This is a genomic window from Microbacterium sp. H83 (genome assembly GCF_001650405.1).
In the GTDB taxonomy this organism is placed as follows: Bacteria; Actinomycetota; Actinomycetes; order Actinomycetales; family Microbacteriaceae; genus Microbacterium.
The window spans coordinates 1-22412 of sequence record NZ_LWCU01000016.1; the positions used below are offsets into that span (position 1 = coordinate 1).

At 69.5% G+C, this 22412-nt stretch carries 21 protein-coding genes; 10 read left to right on the forward strand and 11 right to left on the reverse strand.

Going from position 1 to position 22412, the window contains the following annotated elements:
- Positions 1-155 precede the first annotated feature (155 nt).
- From trpS to sdhC, 7 genes are all read right to left on the reverse strand, one after another.
- Positions 156-1160 (reverse strand): tryptophan--tRNA ligase, encoded by a 1005-nt coding sequence (trpS, locus tag A4X16_RS08270; RefSeq protein WP_082914364.1) that lies wholly within the window; start codon positions 1158-1160, stop codon positions 156-158.
- A 76-nt stretch (positions 1161-1236) separates the two neighbouring features.
- Positions 1237-2079 (reverse strand): exodeoxyribonuclease III, encoded by an 843-nt coding sequence (locus A4X16_RS08275; protein WP_067119188.1) that lies wholly within the window; start codon positions 2077-2079, stop codon positions 1237-1239.
- 9 nt (positions 2080-2088) lie between these two features.
- The gene (locus tag A4X16_RS08280; RefSeq protein ID WP_067119191.1) at positions 2089-3297 is read right to left on the reverse strand and encodes a YihY/virulence factor BrkB family protein; all 1209 of its coding nucleotides are present in this window, start codon (positions 3295-3297) and stop codon (positions 2089-2091) included.
- A gap of 75 nt (positions 3298-3372) precedes the next feature.
- Positions 3373-4140, reverse strand: coding sequence for a succinate dehydrogenase iron-sulfur subunit (locus A4X16_RS08285; RefSeq protein WP_067119193.1), 768 nt, complete (start codon positions 4138-4140; stop codon positions 3373-3375).
- A gap of 2 nt (positions 4141-4142) precedes the next feature.
- On the reverse strand, positions 4143-5969 hold the full coding sequence (gene sdhA / locus A4X16_RS08290; RefSeq protein WP_067119197.1) for a succinate dehydrogenase flavoprotein subunit: 1827 nt from the start codon (positions 5967-5969) through the stop codon (positions 4143-4145).
- Positions 5970-5988: 19 nt separating this feature from the next.
- Complete coding sequence (locus A4X16_RS08295) at positions 5989-6432, reverse strand: succinate dehydrogenase hydrophobic membrane anchor subunit (protein ID WP_067119201.1); 444 nt, start codon at positions 6430-6432, stop codon at positions 5989-5991.
- The gene (gene sdhC, locus A4X16_RS08300; protein WP_082914365.1) at positions 6432-6857 is read right to left on the reverse strand and encodes a succinate dehydrogenase, cytochrome b556 subunit; all 426 of its coding nucleotides are present in this window, start codon (positions 6855-6857) and stop codon (positions 6432-6434) included. Before sdhC ends, A4X16_RS08295 begins: the two co-directional genes overlap by 1 nt.
- A gap of 235 nt (positions 6858-7092) precedes the next feature.
- Here sdhC and A4X16_RS08305 point away from each other — a divergent pair, with 235 nt between their 5' ends.
- The 10 genes from A4X16_RS08305 (at position 7093) to A4X16_RS08350 (ending at position 18545) form a co-directional block, all read left to right on the forward strand.
- A complete protein-coding gene (locus A4X16_RS08305; protein WP_067119351.1) occupies positions 7093-8208 on the forward strand; it encodes a mannose-1-phosphate guanylyltransferase in 1116 nt (371 codons plus the stop codon).
- Positions 8209-8355: 147 nt separating this feature from the next.
- A complete protein-coding gene (locus tag A4X16_RS08310) occupies positions 8356-9465 on the forward strand; it encodes a BMP family lipoprotein (protein WP_067119208.1) in 1110 nt (369 codons plus the stop codon).
- A gap of 108 nt (positions 9466-9573) precedes the next feature.
- Positions 9574-11088, forward strand: coding sequence for an ABC transporter ATP-binding protein (locus A4X16_RS08315; RefSeq protein ID WP_067119212.1), 1515 nt, complete (start codon positions 9574-9576; stop codon positions 11086-11088).
- Positions 11085-12395: an ABC transporter permease gene (locus tag A4X16_RS08320; protein ID WP_067119215.1), complete on the forward strand. Its 1311-nt coding sequence runs from the start codon at positions 11085-11087 to the stop codon at positions 12393-12395. Before A4X16_RS08315 ends, A4X16_RS08320 begins: the two co-directional genes overlap by 4 nt.
- A complete protein-coding gene (locus A4X16_RS08325; protein WP_067119218.1) occupies positions 12392-13678 on the forward strand; it encodes an ABC transporter permease in 1287 nt (428 codons plus the stop codon). Before A4X16_RS08320 ends, A4X16_RS08325 begins: the two co-directional genes overlap by 4 nt.
- Positions 13679-13685: 7 nt before the next feature.
- Entirely contained in the window at positions 13686-14084 is a 399-nt protein-coding gene (locus tag A4X16_RS08330; RefSeq protein ID WP_067119220.1) for a cytidine deaminase, read from the forward strand.
- Positions 14081-15373 carry a thymidine phosphorylase gene (locus A4X16_RS08335; protein WP_067119223.1) on the forward strand — a complete coding sequence of 431 codons (1293 nt, stop codon included), beginning with the start codon at positions 14081-14083 and terminating at the stop codon, positions 15371-15373. The genes A4X16_RS08330 and A4X16_RS08335 overlap by 4 nt, the downstream gene beginning before the upstream one ends.
- Before the next feature lie 52 nt (positions 15374-15425).
- The gene (locus tag A4X16_RS08340; protein WP_067119225.1) at positions 15426-16541 is read left to right on the forward strand and encodes an adenosine deaminase; all 1116 of its coding nucleotides are present in this window, start codon (positions 15426-15428) and stop codon (positions 16539-16541) included.
- Between the two features lie 15 nt (positions 16542-16556).
- Positions 16557-17657: a polysaccharide deacetylase family protein gene (locus tag A4X16_RS08345; RefSeq protein ID WP_067119228.1), complete on the forward strand. Its 1101-nt coding sequence runs from the start codon at positions 16557-16559 to the stop codon at positions 17655-17657.
- Between the two features lie 27 nt (positions 17658-17684).
- Positions 17685-18545, forward strand: coding sequence for a carbohydrate kinase family protein (locus A4X16_RS08350; RefSeq protein ID WP_067119231.1), 861 nt, complete (start codon positions 17685-17687; stop codon positions 18543-18545).
- Positions 18546-18562: 17 nt separating this feature from the next.
- On the opposite strand, the gene A4X16_RS08355 is transcribed toward A4X16_RS08350, so the two are convergent.
- From A4X16_RS08355 to A4X16_RS08370, 4 genes are all read right to left on the reverse strand, one after another.
- Positions 18563-19312, reverse strand: a complete 750-nt coding sequence (locus tag A4X16_RS08355) for an alpha/beta hydrolase (protein WP_067119235.1) — start codon at positions 19310-19312, stop codon at positions 18563-18565.
- 50 nt (positions 19313-19362) lie between these two features.
- On the reverse strand, positions 19363-20658 hold the full coding sequence (locus A4X16_RS08360; RefSeq protein WP_067119239.1) for a flavin-containing monooxygenase: 1296 nt from the start codon (positions 20656-20658) through the stop codon (positions 19363-19365).
- A 117-nt stretch (positions 20659-20775) separates the two neighbouring features.
- Positions 20776-21933 carry a mannitol-1-phosphate 5-dehydrogenase gene (locus A4X16_RS08365; RefSeq protein WP_067119353.1) on the reverse strand — a complete coding sequence of 386 codons (1158 nt, stop codon included), beginning with the start codon at positions 21931-21933 and terminating at the stop codon, positions 20776-20778.
- 17 nt (positions 21934-21950) lie between these two features.
- A complete protein-coding gene (locus A4X16_RS08370; protein WP_067119242.1) occupies positions 21951-22382 on the reverse strand; it encodes a PTS sugar transporter subunit IIA in 432 nt (143 codons plus the stop codon).
- Between the last annotated feature and the right edge of the window lie 30 nt (positions 22383-22412).

A 22412-nucleotide genomic window follows, 5' to 3' on the forward strand; every position in this document is an offset into this window, starting at 1 on the left:
GTGCCGGGGCGTACGTCGGGGCGGCGGGCGGAGCCGACGGGTACGCGGGCGGTGCCGGGTACGGCGCCGGATCGGCGGGCTGCGCCGGAGGCACGGGAGGAACGGCGCCGGACGGGGGCAGCTGCGGATCAGTCACGCCCCCATCCTAGGCCGACTCAGACGCGTCGCAGCAGGCCCACGCGGTCGTAGACGGCCGTGAGAGTGGCGTCGGCGACCTCGTCGGCACGGGCCGCGTTCGCGGCGAGGATGCGGTCGAGCTCGGCCGGATCGTCGAGCAGGGCGAGGGCACGGGCCCGCACGGGCTCGAACTCGTTCACGACGACCTCGGCGAGGCCCTTCTTGAAATCGCCGTAGCCCCGCCCCGCATACTCGTCCTCGATCGACGGCACCTGCCGGCCGGTCAGGGCCGCGTAGATCGTGAGCAGGTTCGAGACACCCGGCTTGCTCTCGCGGTCGAAGCGCACGGAGCCCTCGGTGTCGGTGACCGCTCGCATGATCTTCTTCGCCGACTTCGCAGGGTCGTCCAGCATCCAGAGCACTCCGGCGTCGCTCTCCGCCGACTTCGACATCTTCGACGTCGGGTTCTGAAGGTCGTAGATCCGGGCGGTGTCCTTCTGGATCACAGGCCGCGGAACGACGAACGTCTCGCCGAAGCGCGAGTTGAAGCGCTCGGCGAGGTCGCGGGTGAGCTCCACGTGCTGCTTCTGGTCGTCGCCGACCGGCACGACGTCGGTCTGATAGAGCAGGATGTCGGCAGCCATCAGCACGGGGTACGTGAACAGGCCGACGCTCGTGGCATCGGCGCCGTACCGCGCGGACTTGTCCTTGAACTGCGTCATCCGGCCGGCCTCGCCGAAACCGGTGATGGTCGACAGGATCCATGCCAGCTCGGCGTGCGCGCGCACGTGCGACTGCACGTACAGAGTCGACTGCGACGGCTCGATGCCCGCCGCGATGTACTGCGCGGCCGTCCGGCGGGTCTTCTCGCGCAGCTCCGCGGGGTCCTGGGCGACGGTGAGCGCGTGGAGGTCGACGACCGAGAAGTAGGCGTCGTACGAGTTCTGCAGCTCCCGCCACTGCAGGAGCGCCCCGATGTAGTTGCCGATCTGAAGCGAATCGGCGGAGGGCTGCATTCCTGAGTAGAGACGAGGCTTGGTCACCGTCCAATCCTACGGGGCCGCGGAGGGGCGCCCGGCAGCGGCGGCAGGACGGAGCCGCGACGTGCGGGCGGGCCGCTCAGGACGTGTAGTCGACGACGACCGGCGCGTGATCGCTCCAGCGCTGGTCGTACGCGGCTGCGCGGGCCACGTGATACGCCGTGACGCGCTCCGCGAGCGCGGGCGTCGCGAGGTGGTAGTCGATGCGCCATCCCGAGTCGTTGTCGAAGGCCTTGCCGCGCATCGACCACCATGTGTACGGTCCCTCGACCTCGCCGTGGAACCGGCGGCCCACGTCGACCCACCCGAGTCCGGTGCCCGTCGATCCGTCGGCGCCCGAGACGCTGTCGCCCGCGGGGCCGAGGAAGCGATCGAAGTACGCGCGCTCGCGGGGGAGGAACCCGGCCTTCGTCCGATTGCCGCGCCAGTTCTTGATGTCGAGCTCGCGATGCCCGACGTTGAGGTCTCCCGTGACGAGCGCCAGCGCGCCGTCATCCGCTCCCAGCTCGGCGATCCGACGCTCGAAGGCATCGAGGAACTTCCACTTCTCATCCTGCTTCGGTGTGTCGGCCTCGCCGCTGTGCACATAGGCGCTGACCACCGTCAGCGGACGGTCGCCGATGAGGAAGTCCGCTTCGATCCAGCGGCCCTTCGAGTCGAAGTCGAGGTCCCCGAAGTCGGTGCGCGACGCGAGAGCCGGGATGCGGCTGGCGATGGCGACACCCGCCCTCCCCTTCGCCGTCGCCTCGTCGTGCACGAAGGTCCAGCCGGGCAGCGCGGCTTCGAGGTGCTCGTCCTGACCGCGGACCTCCTGCAGGGTGAGGATGTCGACGTCGGCGGCGTCGAGCCAGGCGCTCATGCCGTTGCGAGCCGCCGCGCGGATCCCGTTGACGTTGACCGAGGCGATACGCAGATGAGGCATGGTTCCAGCCTAACGAGGGCCGCCGACATCCCGAGACGGCCGCTGTATCTCCGCCAGGAGACGCTGCGCGAGGGGGGACCCCGAGTCGGGCGGCGGGGGAGCGGAGGCCTCCAGCCTCGCGAGCTCGTCCTCCGCGGTGCGCACCGCGCGGTCCGCGGACCAGCGCCGGTGCCACGGCGCGGCATCCCTCGCGGCGTGCGCGTCCCGCACGCGGATGCGCGCCGCCGAGACCAGGGTGCGGTGCTCCGACACCCGCTGCTCCGCCTCCGTCTCCGTGTGCAGCGGCAGATCGCGGTCCTGTGCGGCGACGGCGATCCACGACGACGCCACCAGCATCACGACGCCGTTGATCCGGAACCACAGCAGCAGCCCGATGAAGATGGCGAACGTCGCGAGCAGCGGGTTCGAGGGCGTGTAGCTCAGAAGGAAACCGGCGCCGAACTGGAGCACGGTCATCGCGCCGCCGCCGAGGAGCGACCCCGGCCAGATGGTGCGCCAGTGCAGCGATGTCCCGGTGAGGAAGCGCACCATCGAGGCGAGCGCGCCCGAGAGGAGCACGAACGAGACGACGACCGTCCCGACGCGGATGCCGAGGTTCAGGCCCGTGGACCCGGCATCCCATCCCATCAGACTGAGGAGCCAGCTCAGGACGCGCGCGCTCGCCGAGCTCAGCAGCGATCCGGCGATGAGCGCGACGCCGAAGATCAGCGCCGCGAGCAGGTCGCGTGCCTTCAGCAGCACGTAGCTGCGCGTGTCCGGCGGCAGACCGAAGATGTCCCTGGTCGCGCGCCGCGAGAAGGTCACCCACCCGATGGCGGTCCAGATGACCGTGCCGAGGGCGATGAGGCCCGTGATGCTCAGCACGCCGGTGGTGCCCGCGGCGATGTCCCGCACCTGCTCGGGCGTGACGATCCCGCCCTCGTCCCGGATCAGGTTGGGGATGTAGCTGTTGATCAGGTCGATCATGCCGTCGACGGCCTCCGCGCTGCCGCCGAGCCAGAGGCCGGCGATCGCGAAGGCGAGGTAGATCGCCGCGAAGATCGCGAAGAGCGCCTGGTAGCTGACGCCTGCGGCGAGCAGGAATCCGTTGTGCTGCAGGAAGTGACGCCACACGCGCACCGGGAACAGGCCGAGCGTGCGCTTCGTCAGGTCCGTGGCGCGCTCCACCGCCGCGTCGAGGCGACCGGTTCCGGAGGGCGCCTTGTCGGGATCTGCCACGTCCTCACCCTATCCGGGCACAGCGAAAGGGCGGGCTCCCGGTGAGGGGAGCCCGCCCTTTCTGCGCGGTCGACGTCAGGGGCGGCCGCGGAGCACGGCCTGCTTGACCTCGGCGATGGCCTTGGTGACCTCGATGCCTCGCGGGCACGCCTCCGAGCAGTTGAAGGTGGTGCGGCACCGCCACACGCCTTCCTTGTCGTTGAGGATGTCCAGGCGCACGTCGGCGTTGTCGTCGCGCGAGTCGAAGATGAAGCGGTGCGCGTTGACGATGGCGGCCGGGCCGAAATACTGGCCGTCGGTCCAGAACACGGGGCACGACGACGTGCACGCGGCGCAGAGGATGCACTTGGTAGTGTCGTCGAAGATCTCGCGATCGGCGATGGACTGCTTCCGCTCCTTGCCCTTCTCCGGCACGGAGCTCGCCACCAGGAACGGCTGCACCTCGCGATACGACGCGAAGAACGGCTCCATGTCGACGACGAGGTCCTTCTCGAGCGGCAGGCCCTTGATCGCCTCGACGTAGATCGGCTTCGAGATGTCGAGGTCCTTGATCAGCGTCTTGCAGGCGAGGCGGTTGCGGCCGTTGATGCGCATGGCGTCGGAGCCGCAGATGCCGTGGGCGCAGGAGCGACGGAAGGTCAGCGAGCCGTCGACCTCCCACTTGATCTTGTGCAGGGCGTCGAGCACGCGGTCGGTCGAGTAGAGCTCCACGTCGTAGTCCACCCAGTGCGGCTCGGCGTCGACCTCGGGGTCGAACCGTCGGATGTTGAACGTGACGATGAAGGACTGGATGCCGGTGTCCTCCGCGGCCGCTGCGGGGGCCTCGGCGAGTGCGTTCGACATTCTCAGTACTTCCTCTCCATCGGCGGGTAGTTCAACTCGCCCTGCTCGTTCTTGGTGAAGACGACGGGCTTCCAGCCGAGCGCGATGTGGTCGCTCGGGTCGGACGAGTGCGGGTCGCCCGTCAGATAGGCCATCGTGTGCTGCATGTAGTTCTCGTCGTCGCGCTTCGGGAAGTCGTCGCGCATGTGGCCGCCACGGCTCTCCTCGCGGTTCTGCGCGGCGTACACGACGACCTCGGCGATGTCGAGGAGGAAGCCGAGCTCCACGGCCTCGAGCAGATCGGTGTTGAAGCGCTTGCCCTTGTCGTCGACGTGGACGTTCTTGTACCGCTCGCGCAGCTCGGCGATGACGCCGAGCACGTGCTGGAGGGAGTCGTGGGTGCGGAACACCTGCGCGCCCTTGTCCATCTCGTCCTGCAGCGTCTTGCGGAGCACGGCGATGCGCTCGGTGCCCTGATTGTTCCGCAGGCCCTCGAGCATGTCGGACACGAATCCGGCGGGGTTCTCGGGGAGCGGCACGAACTCCGCGGTCTTGACGTACTCGACCGCGTTGCGGCCGCTGCGCTTGCCGAAGACGTTGATGTCGAGCAGCGAGTTGGTGCCGAGGCGGTTGGCGCCGTGGACCGAGACGCAGGCGCATTCGCCGGCCGCGTACAGGCCGGGCACCACGGTGTCGTTGTCGGCGAGCACCTCGCCGTTGTTGTTCGTCGGGATGCCGCCCATCGCGTAGTGGGCGGTCGGCATCACCGGCACGGGCTCGACGACGGGGTCGACGCCGAGGTAGGTGCGGGCGAACTCGGTGATGTCCGGGAGCTTCGTCTCGAGGACCTCGGCGCCCAGATGCGTGCAGTCGAGCAGCACGTAGTCCTTGTGCGGCCCGGCGCCGCGTCCTTCTGCCACCTCCTGGACCATGCACCGGGCGACGATGTCGCGCGGAGCGAGGTCCTTGATGGTGGGCGCGTACCGCTCCATGAACCGCTCGCCCGAGGCATTGCGCAGGATCGCGCCCTCGCCGCGGGCGCCCTCGGTGAGGAGGATGCCGAGTCCGGCGAGCCCGGTCGGGTGGAACTGGAAGAACTCGAGGTCCTCGAGGGGGAGGCCCTTGCGCCAGACGATGCCGACGCCGTCGCCCGTGAGGGTGTGCGCGTTCGAGGTGGTCTTGAAGATCTTGCCGAAGCCTCCGGTCGCGAAGATCACGGCCTTCGCCTGGAAGACGTGGAGCTCGCCGGTGGAGAGGTCGTACGCCACGACACCGGAGATCTGGGTCTTGCCGTCGGCGTCCTTCACCGTCAGCAGGTCGAGGACGTAGAACTCGTTGAAGAAGTTGATGCCGAGCTTGACGCAGTTCTGGAACAGCGTCTGGAGGATCATGTGACCGGTGCGGTCGGCGGCGTAGCAGGCGCGGCGGACCGGCGTCTTGCCGTGCTCGGCCGTGTGACCGCCGAAGCGGCGCTGGTCGATCTTGCCCTCGGGCGTGCGGTTGAACGGCAGACCCATGTTCTCGAGGTCGATGACCGCGTCGATCGCCTCCTTGGCGAGGATCTCCGCAGCATCCTGGTCGACCAGGTAGTCGCCGCCCTTGACGGTGTCGAAGGTGTGCCACTCCCAGCTGTCCTCCTCGACGTTCGCGAGCGCCGCAGCCATGCCGCCCTGCGCCGCACCGGTGTGCGAGCGGGTCGGGTAGAGCTTGGAGATCACGGCCGTCTTCGCGCCCGGGCCCGCCTCGATGGCGGCACGCATTCCGGCGCCGCCGGCGCCCACGATGACGATGTCGAACTGGTGGTAGTGCACGCCGTCGCGCACGACGGAATCCTGGGTCTCGGTAGTCACTTCTCGTTTGCCTTCTCTTCTACTTGCCCAGCGCCTGGCACGACTCCCACAGCGTGCTCGTCTCCGTCACGCCGAGGCACGGGTCGAACGTGAAGACGACGAGGGTGCCGAGGAGGATGAGGAGACCGGCCGCCAGGCCGAGTGCCCAGACCAGGACCTTGCGCGCTGTCGGACCGGTGACGTAGTCGTTGACGATCGTGCGCATGCCGTTGGCGCCGTGGATGAGCGCGAGCCAGAGCATGAGGACGTCCCACCACTGCCAGAACGGCGTGGCGAACTTGCCGGCGATGAACGCGAAGTCGAGGGCGCTGATGCCCTCGCCGACCATCAGGTTGATGAAGAGGTGGCCGAAGATCAGCACGACCAGGACGACCCCGGAGGCGCGCATGTAGAGCCAGCCCCACTTCTCGAGATTGACTCCCCGGCGGGCGCGGGTCGGTGCGGCGACGGTCTGGGCGCTCATCAGGATTCTCCTCCGAACGCGAGCATCAGGTGGCGCGGCACGAAGCCGGCCATGATGATGCCCCAGACGAGCAGGACGCCCCAGAACAGCTGGCGCTGGTACCTGGCGCCCTTCGACCAGAAGTCCACCGCGATGATGCGCAGACCGTTCATGGCGTGGAACACGATGCCGGCGACGAGGACGACCTCGCCGATGGCCATGACCGGGTTCTTGTAGGTGCCAATCACGGCGTTGTACGCCTCCGGCGACACCCTGATGAGCGCAGTGTCGAGCACATGCACCAACAGGAAGAAGAAGATGGCGACTCCGGTGATGCGGTGAAGCACCCACGACCACATGCCTTCGCGGCCCCGGTAGAGGGTGCCGCGCGGTGTCTTGGACGTGGTTTCCGAAATCGACGGTGTCAAGCGAGCGCTTGTGGACACGGTCGTCCTCCCTGGATCGATGTGACTCGGTCGCGTGCATCGCGTCGTCCAAGCGTGAACCCGTCTTCACGTGAGGGCACGGCCGATCGGTCCCCATCCTATTCCCGTCCGCACGCCCTGGCGACGAAGGGGACCCTAACTCTCTCGATGTCGAGACGTCTGTATCGGTATGCCGGATCCGGTCGTCGCTGCACGGTCGCGCACTGCCGTCGCGGCGCCGGGCTACCCTGGCAGGGTGAACCGACCGATCGAGAACTTCTACGCCGTGATCCCCGCGGGCGGCATCGGCAGCCGACTGTGGCCGCTCTCCCGCGCCGATGCGCCGAAGTTCCTGCACGACCTGACCGGCTCCGGCCACTCGCTCCTCCGTGACACCTGGGACCGGCTCGAACCACTGGCCGGACACGACCGCATCGCCGTCGTCACCGGTCGCGCGCACCGCGCCGCGGTCGAGGCGGAGCTCCCCGGCATCCCCGATCTCAACGTCTTCCTCGAATCCGAGCCCCGCGAGTCGGCGGCGGCGATCGGTCTCGCGGCCGCGGTGCTGCATCGTCGCGATCCCGACGTGATCATCGGGTCGTTCAGCGCCGACCACGTCATCCGCAGCACGCGGGTGTTCGAGTTCGCCGTCCGGGATGCCGTGGAGGTCGCCCGCGAGGGATACATCTGCACGATCGGCATCGCACCGACGGAGCCGGCCGTGGGCTTCGGCTACATCAGGAAGGGACCGGAGCTGGTCGTCGACGGCGCACGCGAGGCCGCGATGGTCGAGAGCTTCGTCGAGAAGCCCGACCGCGAGACGGCCGAGGCCTACTTCGCCGATCGCGACTACCTGTGGAACGCCGGCATGTTCATCGCCAAGGCGAGCGTGCTCCTCGACGAGATCGCCGCGAACGAGCCCGCACTCCATGCCGGTCTGCTGGAGCTCGCGGAGGCGTGGGACGACCGCGACCGCCGCGGCCCCGCGGTCGACCGGATCTGGCCGGACCTGAAGAAGATCGCCATCGACTACGCGGTCGCGGAACCCGCCGCGAAGAGGGGGAGGCTCGCCGTCGTCCCCGGCCACTTCGACTGGGACGACGTGGGGGACTTCGCCTCGCTCACCAAGCTCATCAACAACGGCCGCAAGAACGACCTCGCGGTGCTGGGGCCGAACGCGAGGGTGCTGTCGGACGCCGCCAGCGGCATCCTCGTGAGCCAGACCTCCCGGGTCATCAGCCTGGTCGGAGTGAAGGACATCGTCGTCGTCGACACCCCGGATGCGCTGCTCGTCACGACGGTCGCGCACGCCCAGCGCGTGAAGGGCGTCGTGGAGTCGCTCAAGCTCACCGGACGGGGCGATGTGCTCTGATGAGCGGCCGCCCCCGCTCATCGGCTGACTAGATTTCAGCTTTGTAACCATTCGTTTGCGGCTGCCGTCGCGGCATGCACAAACGTCGAAACAGTAGGTAACTTTGATCGATCCGCGATGGCCGCGGGTTCGTTGAGGAGGCATGAGTTGACCATCTCCACCACCAAGAAGCTTCTCGGCGCGACCGTCGCCGCAGGAGTGATCTTCGCGCTCGCCGGCTGCGGCCAGGCGCCGACCGAATCCGGCGACGGCGGAGGCGACGCGGCATCCGACTTCCTGCCCTGCCTCATCTCGGACGCCGGCGGATGGAACGACAAGTCGTTCAACCAGTCGGCCAAGGAGGGCATGGACCGCGCCGCGGACACGCTCGGCGTCAAGCCGCTCGAGTTCGAGTCCGCGAACGACAACGACTACGCCCCGAACCTCGAGACCGCCGTCTCGGAGGGCTGCTCGCTCATCGTCTCCGTCGGCTTCAAGCTGTCGGCCGCGACGGTCGAGTCGGCGCTCGCGAACCCCGAGATCGACTACGCGATCATCGACGACTACGCGGACAACGACTTCGACGGCACCACGGACGCCCCGAACATCAAGCCGCTCGTCTTCGACACGGCTCAGGCCGCCTACCTCGGCGGCTACGCCGCAGCGGGCTGGTCCTCGCAGGCCGGCGTCAACAAGGTCGGCACCTTCGGCGGCATGCAGATCCCGTCCGTCGCCGTGTTCATGGACGGCTTCCAGCTCGGCGTCGAGAAGTACAACGAGGACAAGTCCGGCGCGGTCGAGCTCGTCGGCTGGGACATCGCGACGCAGAAGGGCTCGTTCACGGGCGGCTTCGACGCGAACGACACCGCGAAGCAGACCGCTCAGGGTGTGCTCGACCAGGGCGTCGACGTCATCCTCCCGGTCGGCGGACCGATCTACCAGAGCGCTGCCGCGGCCATCGCGGACAGCGGCAAGGACACGCTGCTGGTCGGCGTCGACAGCGACCTCGCCGTCGCCGACGAGTCCGTCGCCGACGTCACGCTGTTCTCGATCATGAAGGCGATCGACGTCGCCGTCGAGGACGCGACCATCGCCGCGTCCGAGGGCGACTTCGACCCGGCTCCCTACATCGGCACGCTCGAGAACGAGGGCGTCAAGCTCTCCGGCTTCGGTGCGTTCGAGGGCGACCTGCCCGACGGCCTGCTCGACGAGATCGCCGCTCTGCAGGAGCAGATCATCTCGGGTGACATCACGGTGGAGTCGGAGAACTCCCCGTAAGCAGTTCACATCCATGGCGGGGCGAGTGGTGAAAGCGGCCACTCGCCCCGTGCCATGGGCGGACCATTCTCGACTCCTCCGGATGACTCTTCTGGATAAGGTGCAGATATGAAGCTCGAACTCCGCGGAATCACCAAGCGGTTCGGAACCCTGGTGGCCAACGACCACATCGACCTGGTCGTCGAGCCGGGGCAGATCCACGCGCTGCTCGGTGAGAACGGCGCAGGCAAGTCCACGCTCATGAACGTCCTCTACGGGCTGTATCAGGCAGACGAGGGCGACATCCTGCTGGACGACGTCGTCCAGCGGTTCCGCGGCCCCGGTGACGCGATGAACGCCGGCATCGGCATGGTGCACCAGCACTTCATGCTCGTGCCCGTGTTCACGGTCGCCGAGAACGTGATGCTCGGACACGAGCAGACGAAGGGCCTCGGCAGCCTCGACATCGCCAAGGCGCGGGAGCACGTGCGCGCCGTCGCCGCCCGCTTCGGCTTCGACATCGACCCGGACGCGATCGTCGGCGATCTGCCGGTGGGCGTCCAGCAGCGGGTCGAGATCATCAAGGCGCTGTCGCGCGACGCGAAGGTGCTCGTGTTCGACGAGCCCACCGCGGTCCTCACGCCGCAGGAGACCGACGAGCTGATGGGCATCATGCGCCAGCTCCGCGACGAGGGCACGGCGATCGTGTTCATCACGCACAAGCTCCGCGAGGTCCGCGAGGTGGCCGACACCATCACGATCGTCCGTCTCGGGCGCATCGTGGGGGAGGCCTCGCCGACGGCGACCAACGCCGAGCTGGCGTCGCTCATGGTCGGGCGCGCGGTCGAGCTGACCGTGCAGAAGGGGGCTCCGCGTCTGGGCGAGGGCGGACTCGAGGTCTCGGGACTCCGCGTGCTCACCCCGACCGGCGCCATCGTCGTCGACGGTGTGGACTTCACCGTCCGTCCCGGCGAGGTGCTGGCCGTCGCCGGAGTCCAGGGCAACGGCCAGACCGAGCTCATCGAGGCCATCGTCGGCCTCGCGGCGCGCGTCGAGGGCTCGATCACCCTCGACGGCACCGAGCTCGTGGGCCGCAGCGTGCGCGGGATCCTCGACGCGGGAGTCGGGTTCGTCCCGGAGGACCGCACGGAGGACGGCCTCGTCGCCGGCTTCTCGGTCGCCGAGAACCTCATCCTCGACCGGTCGACCGATGAGGCCTTCAGCCGGGGCGGCACGATCCGTCGTGCCGAGCTCGAGGAGTTCGCCCGGGCGCGCATCGTCGAGTACGACATCCGCACCCAGGGACCGCACACACCGGCGGGGACGCTCTCCGGCGGCAACCAGCAGAAGGTCGTGATCGCGCGCGAGATGAGCCGCGAGCTGCGACTCCTGGTCGCCGCGCAGCCGACCCGCGGCGTCGACGTCGGGTCCATCGAGTTCATCCACAAGCGGATCGTCGAGACGCGGGATGCCGGCATCCCGGTCGTCGTGGTCTCGACGGAGCTCGACGAGGTCGCCGCACTCGCGGATCGGATCGCGGTCATGTACAGAGGCACGATCGTCGGGATCGTGCCCGGCGACACCCCGCGCGAGACGCTGGGACTGATGATGGCGGGCGCCGCCGAGGGAGAGGTTGCCGCATGAGCGGTACGACACCGGGCGCGGACGACGCCACCACCGGCCTTCCGGCCGAGCAGCTTCCCCGCGCGTCGGGTCCTCTGACGGGCGACGTCCCGCCGGCCCCGCGCGGCAACGTGATCCTCAAGGAGATGCTGCGCGGCAGCGCCGTCACCACGATCCTCGCGATCTTCCTCGCGCTCGTCGTGGGCGGCATCCTGATCGCGTTCACCAACGAGGACGTCCTGACGGCATCCGGCTACTTCTTCCAGCGCCCGAGCGACACGTTCGCCGCGGTCTGGAACGCCGTCTACAACGGCTACGAGGCGCTGTTCCGCGGGGCGATCTTCAACGCGCGCGGTGCGGACTTCGCGGCCCAGATCCGTCCCCTGACGAACACGCTCGGGTTCGCCGCGCCCCTGATCGCCGCCGGTCTCGGCGTCGCGCTGGCGTTCCGGGTCGGCCTGTTCAACATCGGCGCCCGCGGCCAGATGCTCATCGCGGTCGGCATCGCGGGCCTTCTGACGTTCAACCTCGACCTGCCGTTCTGGCTGCACATCCCTGTCACGCTCATCGCGGGCATCGCGGGCGGTGCGCTGTGGGGCGCGATCGCGGGACTGATCAAGGCGCGCACCGGTGCGCACGAGGTCATCCTGACGATCATGCTGAACTACGTCGCGTACTACCTGCTGCTGTGGATGATCCGGACCCCCGGCCTCCTGCAGAAGCCGGGCACGAACCAGGCACTCGGCTCCGCGACGCCGGAGAGCGCGCAGTTCCCCGAGCTGCTCGGACCGAAGTTCCCGCTCCTCGACCTCGGCTTCGTGATCGTGATCATCGCGACGCTGTTCGTGTGGTGGCTCATCGAGCGCTCGTCGCTCGGCCTCCGCATGCGCGCGGTCGGCGAGAACCCGCACGCGGCCCGTGCCGCCGGCATCAGCGTCCAGCGCGTCTACGTCTACGCGATGCTGTTCGCCGGAGGTCTCGCCGGTCTGGCCGGGATGAATCAGCTGCAGGGTGCCGTCACCACCGGCATCACCGAGACGATCGACGCCGGCATCGGCTTCGACGCCATCACCGTCGCGCTCCTCGGACGCAGCCGGGCGTGGGGGACCTTCGCCGCCGGCATCCTGTTCGGCGCGCTGAAGGCCGGCTCGTTCTCGATGCAGGCGCAGGACATCCCCGTCGACATCGTGCTCGTCGTGCAGTCGCTCGTCGTGCTGTTCATCGCCGCGCCGCCCCTGCTGCGCGCGGTGTTCTTCCTGCCCAAGTCCGACGCGGAGAAGGCGGCCAAGGCCAGAGCCAAGGCCGCGAAGAAGGCGGTGACCGCATGACCTCGCTCGCGCAGACCCAGGCGGCCGACGGCACCGTCCAGCTCGCGACCGTGCGGGAGCGGCACCTCAAGGCGCCGATCACCCTCGCCGCGGTGACCGCGCTGCTCGCGCTCCTGCTGGCGCTCGTGCCCCGCACGGGCACGACCTCCTTCCGGCTCGGCGACCAGTCGCAGTCGTTCGAGCTCCCCATCGTCGAGCTGCCCACGGCGGCGACCAGCTGGGTCGTCCTCGGCATCCTCGTGGTCCTCGTCGTCGCGGCGTTCCTCCGAGCGTGGAGCTATCGCAAGGCCTCGCTGCTGCTGGTCGCGGCGTTCGGCGTGCTCGCGGTGTTCGACTTCCTCGTATGGGCGGGCGCCGGGGGACTCGTGCCCGTCACGAGCCTTCTCTTCGGCGCCGTGTCGCTGTCCGTCCCGCTCGTGTTCGGCGCTCTCGGCGGCGTGATCGGCGAGCGCGCCGGCGTGGTGAACGTCGCGATCGAGGGGCAGCTGCTCCTCGGCGCCTTCTCGGCGGCGCTGCTGTCGAGCATCACCGGCAACCCCTTCGTGGGTCTGATCGGCGCGATGGTGGGTGGCGTGCTCGTCGCCAGCGTGCTCGCGGCCTTCGCGATCAAGTACCTCGTCGAGCAGGTCATCGTCGGCGTCGTCCTGAACGTGCTCGTCACGGGTCTCACCGGGTTCCTCTACGGCGCCCTGCTGGCTCCGAACGAAGCGGAGCTGAACACCCCGGAGCGCTTCAGCCGGATCAAGATCCCGGTGCTGAGCGACATCCCGATCATCGGCCCGGTGCTGTTCAACCAGACCTTCATCGTGTACCTGATGTTCATCACGGTCGCGGTCGTCGCGTGGGGCCTCTACCGCACGAAGTGGGGCCTTCGGCTGCGCGCCGTGGGCGAGCACCCGCAGGCCGCGGACACGGTGGGCATCAAGGTCAACCCGACGCGGTTCTGGAACGTCCTGCTCGCGGGCGCGATCGCCGGCATCGGCGGTGCCTACTTCACGCTGGTGTCCGTGCCGCAGTTCGGCAAGGACATGACCGCGGGGCTCGGGTTCATCGCCCTGGCCGCGGTGATCTTCGGCCGCTGGGACCCGATCCGCGCGACGCTCGCGGCCCTGCTGTTCGGCTTCGCGACGAACCTGCAGAACCTGCTGTCGATCCTGAAGACGCCGGTGCCCAGCGAGTTCATGCTCATGCTGCCGTACGTGGTCACCCTTCTGGCCGTCGCCGGGTTCGCCGGCCAGATCCGCGGGCCCGCCGCGAGCGGCAAGCCGTACATCAAGTCCTAGGAGAGACATGACCGACATCGACTGGGACGAGCTCCGGCAGGTCGCCACAGAAGCCATGACCAAGGCCTATGCCCCGTACTCCCGGTACCGGGTGGGTGCGGCGGCGCTCGTGGGCGACGGCCGCATCGTCGCCGGCTGCAACGTCGAGAACGCCTCGTACGGCGTCACGCTGTGCGCCGAGTGCGCCCTCGTCGGAGACCTCCACATGTCGGGCGGCGGTCAGCTGGTCGCGTTCGTGTGCGTGAACAACGACGGTCAGACGATCATGCCGTGCGGACGCTGCCGCCAGCTCCTCTACGAGCACGCGATGCCCGGGATGCTGCTGGAGACCGTCTCCGGCATCCGGACGATCGACGAAGTACTGCCGGACGCGTTCGGCCCCCGAGACCTGGAGGACGCCCGATGAGCGTTGAGCCCTTCGACGCCGTCGACGTCATCCGTGCCAAGCGCGACGGCGGTGCCGTCCCCGAGGACGCGCTGCGCTGGATGGTCGACGCGTACACGCGCGGCTACGTGTCGGACGCTCAGATGGCGTCGTTCGCGATGGCGGTGTTCCAGCGGGGGATGGAGCGCGACGAGATCCGCGTGCTCACGGACGCCATGATCGCGTCGGGGGAGCGGATGAGCTTCGCCACCCTCGGCAAGAAGACCGTCGACAAGCACTCGACCGGCGGCGTCGGCGACAAGATCACCCTTCCGCTGGCGCCCCTCGTCGCCGTGTTCGGCGTCGCGGTCCCGCAGCTCTCGGGTCGCGGTCTCGGACACACCGGCGGCACGCTCGACAAGCTCGAGGCGATCCCCGGCTGGCGCGCGGCGCTCAGCAACGAGGAGATGTTCGCGCAGATGCAGAGCGACGTCGGCGCGGTGATCTGCGCCGCGGGCTCGGGCCTCGCGCCCGCCGACAAGAAGCTCTACGCGCTGCGCGACGTGACGGGGACCGTCGAGGCGATCCCGCTGATCGCCTCGAGCATCATGTCGAAGAAGATCGCCGAGGGCACCGACGCGCTCGTGCTGGATGTGAAGTTCGGCTCCGGCGCCTTCATGCAGGACATCGACCGCGCGCGCGAGCTGGCGCGCACCATGGTCGCGCTCGGCACCGACTCGGGCGTCGCGACGACGGCACTGCTCACCGACATGAACGTCCCGCTGGGCCGCGCGATCGGCAACGCGAACGAGGTGCGCGAGTCGGTCGAGATCCTCGCCGGCGGCGGCCCGGCCGACGTCCGCGAGCTCACGATCGCGCTCGCGCGGGAGATGCTCTCGCTCGCCGGGCAGCCGGATGCCGATGTCGAGGCGGCGCTCGACGACGGCCGCGCGATGGACGGCTGGAAGGCCATGATCCGCGCCCAGGACGGAGACCCCGACGCACCGCTCGCGACCGCCCGGGAGACGCACGTCGTCACCGCCCCCGTCGACGGCGTCGTCTCGCAGATGGACGCCCTCCCGTTCGGCATCGCGGCATGGCGCCTCGGCGCGGGGCGCGCGCGAGCGGAGGACCCGGTGATCTTCGAGGCCGGCATCGACCTGCACGCGAAGCCCGGCGACCGCGTCGTCGCGGGTCAGCCGCTGTTCACCCTCTCGGCGGCGGACGAGGCGCGGTTCCCCCGCGCTCTGGAGGCGCTCGAGGGGTCGTGGGCCATCGGCGACGACGCACCGGCGGCGGGTCCGATCGTCCGCGAGCGCATCACGGCCTGAGCGCCGGGCCGCTAGCCTGAACTGAGCGAATCCGCGACCGAGAGGAACTCCCATGTCGATCGACGCGAACGGCGACGTCACCATCCAGGGCGTGTCCCTGCGCAGGCTCCCGAAGGTCTCGCTGCACGACCACCTCGACGGAGCGGTGCGTCCGGCGACGATCATCGAGCTCGCCGACGCGATCGGTCTGGAGCTCCCGGAGTCCACGCCGAAGGCCCTCGGCTCGTGGTTCGCGAAGAAGAGCGACTCGGGATCACTCGTCGAGTACCTCAAGACCTTCGACCTGACGACCGCCGTCATGCAGACCGAGGAAGGGCTGAGCCGCGTCGCGCGCGAGTTCGTCCAGGACCTCGCGAAGGACGGGGTCATCTACGGCGAGGTCCGCTGGGCCCCCGAGCAGCACCTCACCCGGGGTCTCACTCCGGAGCAGGCGGTCGAGGCGGTGCAGCAGGGCATCGAGGAGGGCGAGGACGCCGCAGACCGGGCAGGGCACAGCATCCGCGTGGGCCAGCTGATCACCGCGATGCGACACACCGATCGCTCGCGCGAGATCGCGGAGCTCGCGCTCGACTTCCGCGGCCGCGGCGCCGTCGGCTTCGACATCGCGGGCCCGGAAGACGGCTACCCCGCATCGGACCACCGTGCGGCGTTCGACCTCTTGGCCGAGAACTTCCTCCCCGTCACGGTGCACGCGGGGGAGGCAGCGGGTCTCGACTCCATCCGCTCCGCTCTGCTCGACGGACGGGCGCTGCGACTCGGGCATGGCGTGCGCATCGCCGAGGACCTGCAGGTCATCCAGCAGGAGGGCGACGAGGTGCAGGTGCAGTTCGGCGACCTCGCCCGCTGGGTGCGCGACCGCGAGATCCCGCTCGAGCTCTCGCCGTCGTCGAATCTGCAGACCGGCGCGATCGCGGCGTGGGGGAACACCCTCGCCGACCACCCGTTCGACCTCCTCTATCAGCTCGGCTTCGCCGTGACGGTGAACGTCGACAACCGCACGATGAGCGCCACGTCCCTGACGAGAGAGCTCTCGCTGCTCGTCGAGGCCTTCGAGTACGACCTCGACGACCTCGAGACCTTCCAGTTCAACGCCGCGGCCGCCGCGTTCCTCCCGGTCGAGGAGCGGGAAGAGCTCGTCGAGATGATCGCCGACGGCTTCGACGTCTGATCGTGGTCATCTGACATGGCTTCCGGGGGGAAGCGCCGCATCGTCGGCGTCGTCATCAGCATCGTCGTCCTCGTCCTCGCAGGAGGGACGGCGGCGGGCGTGTGGTGGGTGACCCGCGAGCCGGAGGATCTCCCGCCGCGCGCGGGGGAGGTGCCGATCGAGCGACCCCTGACGCCCGCTCAGCAGCTCGTCGCGGATGCCGGCGACCCGGCGGCCTGCGCCGTGACGTTCACGGGGGACGGTGCGCCGGTCGATCCGATGCTGCAGTCGCAGAACGGCCTGTACGCCGGGCTGCCGATCCCCGCACAGGAGGGCAGGGTCTTCGCCGGCTGGTACTCGTCGGAGGCGGACGCGGCGGCGTTCACCGTCGCCGCCCGCGTCAACGGGGCGGACCCGGTGGTCTGCGTGGATCAGCAGGTCGAGCTGTTCGCCGGATGGAAGACACCCGACGAGAACCTCGCCGAGGATGCGCAGATCCCGATCCTCATGTACCACCAGTTCACCGCGAACCCCGACGGCGAGAGCGGCTGGCTGCGCGGCAACTACGCCTACATCGGCGACTTCGAGGCGCAGATGGATCACATCGCGACCACGGGCTTCTATCTGCCCACGTGGGACGAGCTGAGCGCGTTCATCGACGGACGGCTCTTCCTCCCGGCGCGCTCGGTGATCATCACGGATGACGACGCCGACCAGACCTGGTTCGATCTCGCGGTCCCCGTCATCGACCGGTACGAGCTGCTGTCGACCTCGTTCATGATCACCGCCTACCGACAGGATCCGCCGCCGTCGATGTTCGTCCTGCGGCGCTCGCACACGCACGACATGCATCAGGCCGGCGATAACGGCAAGGGGCGGATGGTGAACTGGACCGCCGAGGAGATCGCAGCGGACCTGAACGCCTCCGCGGAGGTCCTGGGGGTGCGCGAGGTCATCGCCTATCCGTTCGGCCACTACAACGACACGTCCAAGCAGGGGGTCGCGCTCGCGGGCTTCGAGATGGCCCGCACGATCGAGCCCGGCTACGTCGGCATCGGGACGGACAAGCTGGCGCTCCCCGTCGTTCGCATCGACTACGGCATGGGGCTGGATTCGCTGATCGCGCGCATCGGCTGACCGCCCGGACACGGCAGGATGGCTCCCATGACCGCATCCGTCTTCATCGCGGGCCCCGCATCCTGGAACTCGATCGTCGTGCTCGATCGCCTGCCCGAGCCCGTTCCGCACATGCAGTTCGCCGAGGCGACCTGGGAGACCGTCGGGGGCACGAGCGCCGGGAAGGCCCTGTCGCTGACCGCCCTCGGCCGGACGACCTCGCTCCACGCCCTGCGGGCCGCCGACGGGCCCGGAGAGCGCATCGGCGACGCGCTCTCCGCCGCCGGAGTCACGGTGCGATGGCAGCGAGCGGATGCCACCGAGCGGCACCTCAACCTCATGACCCGCCGCGGCGAGCGGGTGTCGCTCTACCTGGCCGCCCCGTCCGCGACGTCCGGCGCCCACGACGACGACCTGGCCGCCGCGATGTCAGCGGCGGATGCCGTCGTGCTCGACCTCGCGGCCGAGCCGCGGCGTCTGCTGCCCGCCGCCCGCGCCACCGGAACGCCGATCTGGGTCGACGTGCACGACTACGACGGCGAGGCGGAGTTCCACCGACCGTTCCTCGACGCGGCGGACGCGGTGTTCTGCAACGCGGACCGGCTGCCGGATCCCCTCGCGTTCCTCCGGTCGCGCGTGCAGCGCGGCGCGTCGCTCGCGGTCTGCACCCTGGGGGCGGACGGAGCGGTGGCCGTCGATGCCGCGGGCGTCGAGCACCGCGTCGCCGCGGTCCCGGTGGACGTGATCGACACGAACGGCGCGGGAGACGCCTTCTTCGCGGGCGTCCTCGATGCGCGGCTGGCGGGGCGGGACGTCCCGACCGCGCTCGCCGCCGGTGCCGAGTCGGCGTCGAGGGTGCTCGGCAGTCGGCACCTGCATCCGCTGCTGGACGAGGTTCTCGGGGGCTGAGCCGCGGCGGTGCGCCGTCAGCCGCGCTCGAGCTGTGCGACGAAGGCGTTCAGGATCTCGGCGACCTCTGCGTGCATCTCGGCGTCGGAGATCGTCGGGGTGCCGTCGCCCGCCTGGGGGCCGTAGTCGCCGAACGACGCGTGGGAGGCGCCCTCGATCTCGATCATCTCGGCGTCGGCGGGCAGCAGGTCCCGCGCCGCGTCGATCTTCTCGGGTGTCGACAGGCCGTCCTCGCTGCCCGAGATGCTCAGCACGGCGAGGTCCGTCGCCGAGACGTCCGTGGAGCAGTACGAGCCGAAGAGCAGCAGCGCCTCGGCATCCGCGGCGAGCTGGCATGCGCGCACGCCGCCGAGGGAGTGCCCGCCGACGCCCCAGTCGTCGATCTCCGGGGCGGCGGATGTGAAGGAGTCGAGACCGCGCAGGTCGAAGAACGCGAGGTTGAGCCAGGGGCGCGTGATCACCACCGTGACGCCCTCCTCGGCGAGGCTCTGCAGGATCGGGGCGTAGGCCCAGGGGTCGACCTTGGCGCCGGGGACGAACACGAGGCCCAGATCGGACTCCCCGTCGGCGGGCGTCATGACGATGCCCTGCTCCGCATCCTCGACGTGGATGGCGGTGTTCTCGCGGACGGCGGCGAGCGGGGCCGGCTCGGCCTGCATGACCCCGATCTGGCTCCAGGCGACGATGCCGCCGACTCCGAGCACCAGGACGGTGACGAGACTCCAGCCGATGATGGTGAGGACGCGGCGTCCACGCTTCTTCTGCACATTCCCACGGTACGGCGTCCGCCTGTGGACGACCTCCGGGCGACCCGTGCTCACGATCCGTCGGCCGCGAGGGCCCGGATCTCCCTCCGCACCGCGCCGCGGTACGCGTCCTTGTTCACGTAGTAGGCCATGCGGTCGAGGCTCAGGTAGTGGTAGCCCCCGGTGAGGTCGGGCCAGGGCGCGCCGACGACCCGGTCGCGGAAGAGCGCCGCCCGCGTGGGCGCGTTCTCCGTCGCGTCCAGATAGGAGGCGAGCAGCTCGGCCTGCTCGTATCGGCCCTGCCAGCCGATGCCGGAGGCCTCGACCATCCCCATCACGTAGAGGCCGTTGAACGAGGCCGGGAAGATGTGGAGGAAGAGCCGAGGCGCGGCTCCCTGCCAGTGCAGGTGGGCGCGGTCGACGAAGGGGTAGTCGAGCGTGTACCCGGTGGCGAGCAGCACGAGGTCGTAGTCGTCGGCGGATCCGTCGCGGAACCGCACGGTCGAGCCGTCGAAGCGCTCGACGTCGGGACGGATGCGCAGATCCCCCTGGCCGAGGTGGTTCAGCACCATCGTGTTCACCACCGGGTGCGACTCGTAGATCCGATGATCGGGCTTCGGGAATCCGAACCGCACCGGGTCGCCGGTGAACGCCTTCAGCACTCGGCTGTCCACGGCCTGCTTGAGTCGAGCGGGCAGCGGCCGTCCCTGGTTCAGGGTGTCGCTGGGCCGCCCGAACAGGTAGCGGGGCACGAAGTGGTATCCGCGCCGCACGCTCATGTCGACCAGGGCGGCGTGGTGCACGGCATCCACCGCGATGTCGCATCCGGAGTTGCCGGCGCCGATGACCAGGACGCGCCGTCCGTCGAGCTGGCGGGCCGACGTGTACGAACTGGTGTGCAGGAGCTCGCCGGAGAACCGCCCGCGGAAGGTGGGGACGTGCGGCTCGGCCAGGGTGCCGTTCGCCAGGATCACGCCCGCATACCGGCGCGTGCGCGCCCCCTCGGGCCCCTCGCTCGTCAGATCCCATCCACCGTCTCGCGGCTCGAGCCGTGTGACCGACGTGCCGAAGCGGTAGAGCGCCGTGAGGCCGAAGCGATCGGCGTACTCCTGGAAGTACTGCCGCACGGCCCGATGGCCGGGATAGTCGACGGCTGTGCGCATCGGGAACTCGGCGAACTCGGTCGTCGTCCGCGAGGAGATCAGGTGCGCCGACTCGTACACGGTGCTGCGCGGGTTGTCGATGTCCCAGAGGCCGCCGACGCCGTGCGACGACTCGTACCCGTCGACGACGAGCCCTCGGGCGGTGAGCGCTCTGGCGGCGGCCAGCCCCGACGGGCCCGCCCCGATCACCGCGTATCCGTTCATGCTGCTCTCCGCACGTCGTCGTGCTCGACCCGAAGCCGAAGCCCCCTGCCGATCGTATCGGCAGGGGGCGTCGTGGGTGCGGATGCGGTGAAGCGGTGCGGATGCTGTGGAGCGGCGTCAGGACGCCCGCAGCGCCGTCTGGCGCGACTCGACCGCGTCGAGGACGGCGGGGAAGAGCGGATGCTCCGGGTCGAGCCCCGTCGCGGCGGTCGTGAAGGCGAGGGCGTCCTCGGTGCGGAGCCGCTCCTGCAGCTCGACGGCCTGCTCGTCGTCGGCGTCCTCGAACTCGAGAGCGGCGATCACCGCGCCGATCAGGGCGATCGTCGGCAGTCCCCGTTCCGCCGCCATGGCGGCCGGTCCGATGAACCGCTCATGACGCGAGATCTTGCGCAGCGGCTGTCGGCCGACGCGCTGCACCGTGTCGACGAGCTCCGGGTTGCGGAAGCGGTCGAGGATCTTCGCTCGATACTCCGCGAGCTCGGCCGGATCCAGACCGTGCTCGGCGACCAGTACCGCGGAGGTCTCCTCGAGGGCCGCCGACACGCGGGCCGCGATGTCGGCGTCGGCGAGGGCGTCCGAGATCCGCTCGATGCCCGCCCGGGCTCCGAAGTACGCGGTGGCCGCGTGGCCCGTGTTGACCGTGAAGAGTTTGCGCTCGATGTACGGCGCGAGGTCGTCGACGAAATGCGCGCCGGGAATGGTCGGCAGGTCTCCGCCGAACGGCCCCGACTCGATCGCCCACTCGAAGTAGGGCTCGACGGTCACGTCGACGCCGGAGCCCTCCGGCTGCGCCGGGACGATGCGGTCGACGGCCGTGTTCGCGAACACCGCGCGGGACAGCAGCTCCTCGGCATCCGCCCCCGCCGCCTTCTCGATCTCGGCACGCAGGGTGTCCGTCGCCCCGATCGCGTTCTCGCAGGCCATGACCTGCAGCGGCGCGGACTCGGGGGAGCGGAGCCGGAGACCCGCGACGACCGTCGGCGCCACGAAGCGCAGCACCGTGGGTCCCACGGCCGTGGTCACGACGTCGGCCGTGGCGACCTCGGCCGCGACGCCGTCGGGATCGATGCGGCTGTTGACGGCTCGGAAGCCGCTGACCACGTGGTTGCGTCCTCCGGGTCCGGCCTCGCGCACCGTGTACGAGTCCGCCGCGTCGATCGCGTCGACCAGGGCGTCGGCTACGTCGGAGAACACGACCTCGTACCCGCCCTCGTGCAGCAGCAGGCCGACGAAGCCGCGGCCGATGTTGCCCGCGCCGAAGTGCACCGCCTTCATGGTGCGATCTCCCGTCATCACTCGTTCACGGCCGACAGCAGGGCGAACAGCTCTTCCGGCGTCTGCGCGGCGTTGAGCTTCTCGACGTCGTCCTCGTCGGAGAAGAGGATCGCGATCTGCGACAGGATCTCCAGGTGCTCGTCGCCCTTGCCCGCGATGCCGACCACGAACGTCGCCTGCTCGCCGGCCCAGTCCACGCCGCCGTCGTAGCGGACGACCGAGAGAGCGGATCCGAGGATCGCGTCCTTCGCATCGTTCGTGCCGTGCGGGATCGCGAGGCCGTTGCCCATGTAGGTCGACACGGTCTCCTCGCGCTGACGCATCGCGTCGACGTAGGCCGGCGTCACGGCGCCCGCCGTGACGAGGATGTCGGTCGCCTCCTGGAGGGCAGCCTCCTGCGTGCTGGATCCCGCGTGGATGCGGACCTGTCCGAGAGTGAGAACGCTCATGGTGTTTCCTTTCTGGGGAGGTGAAGGCGG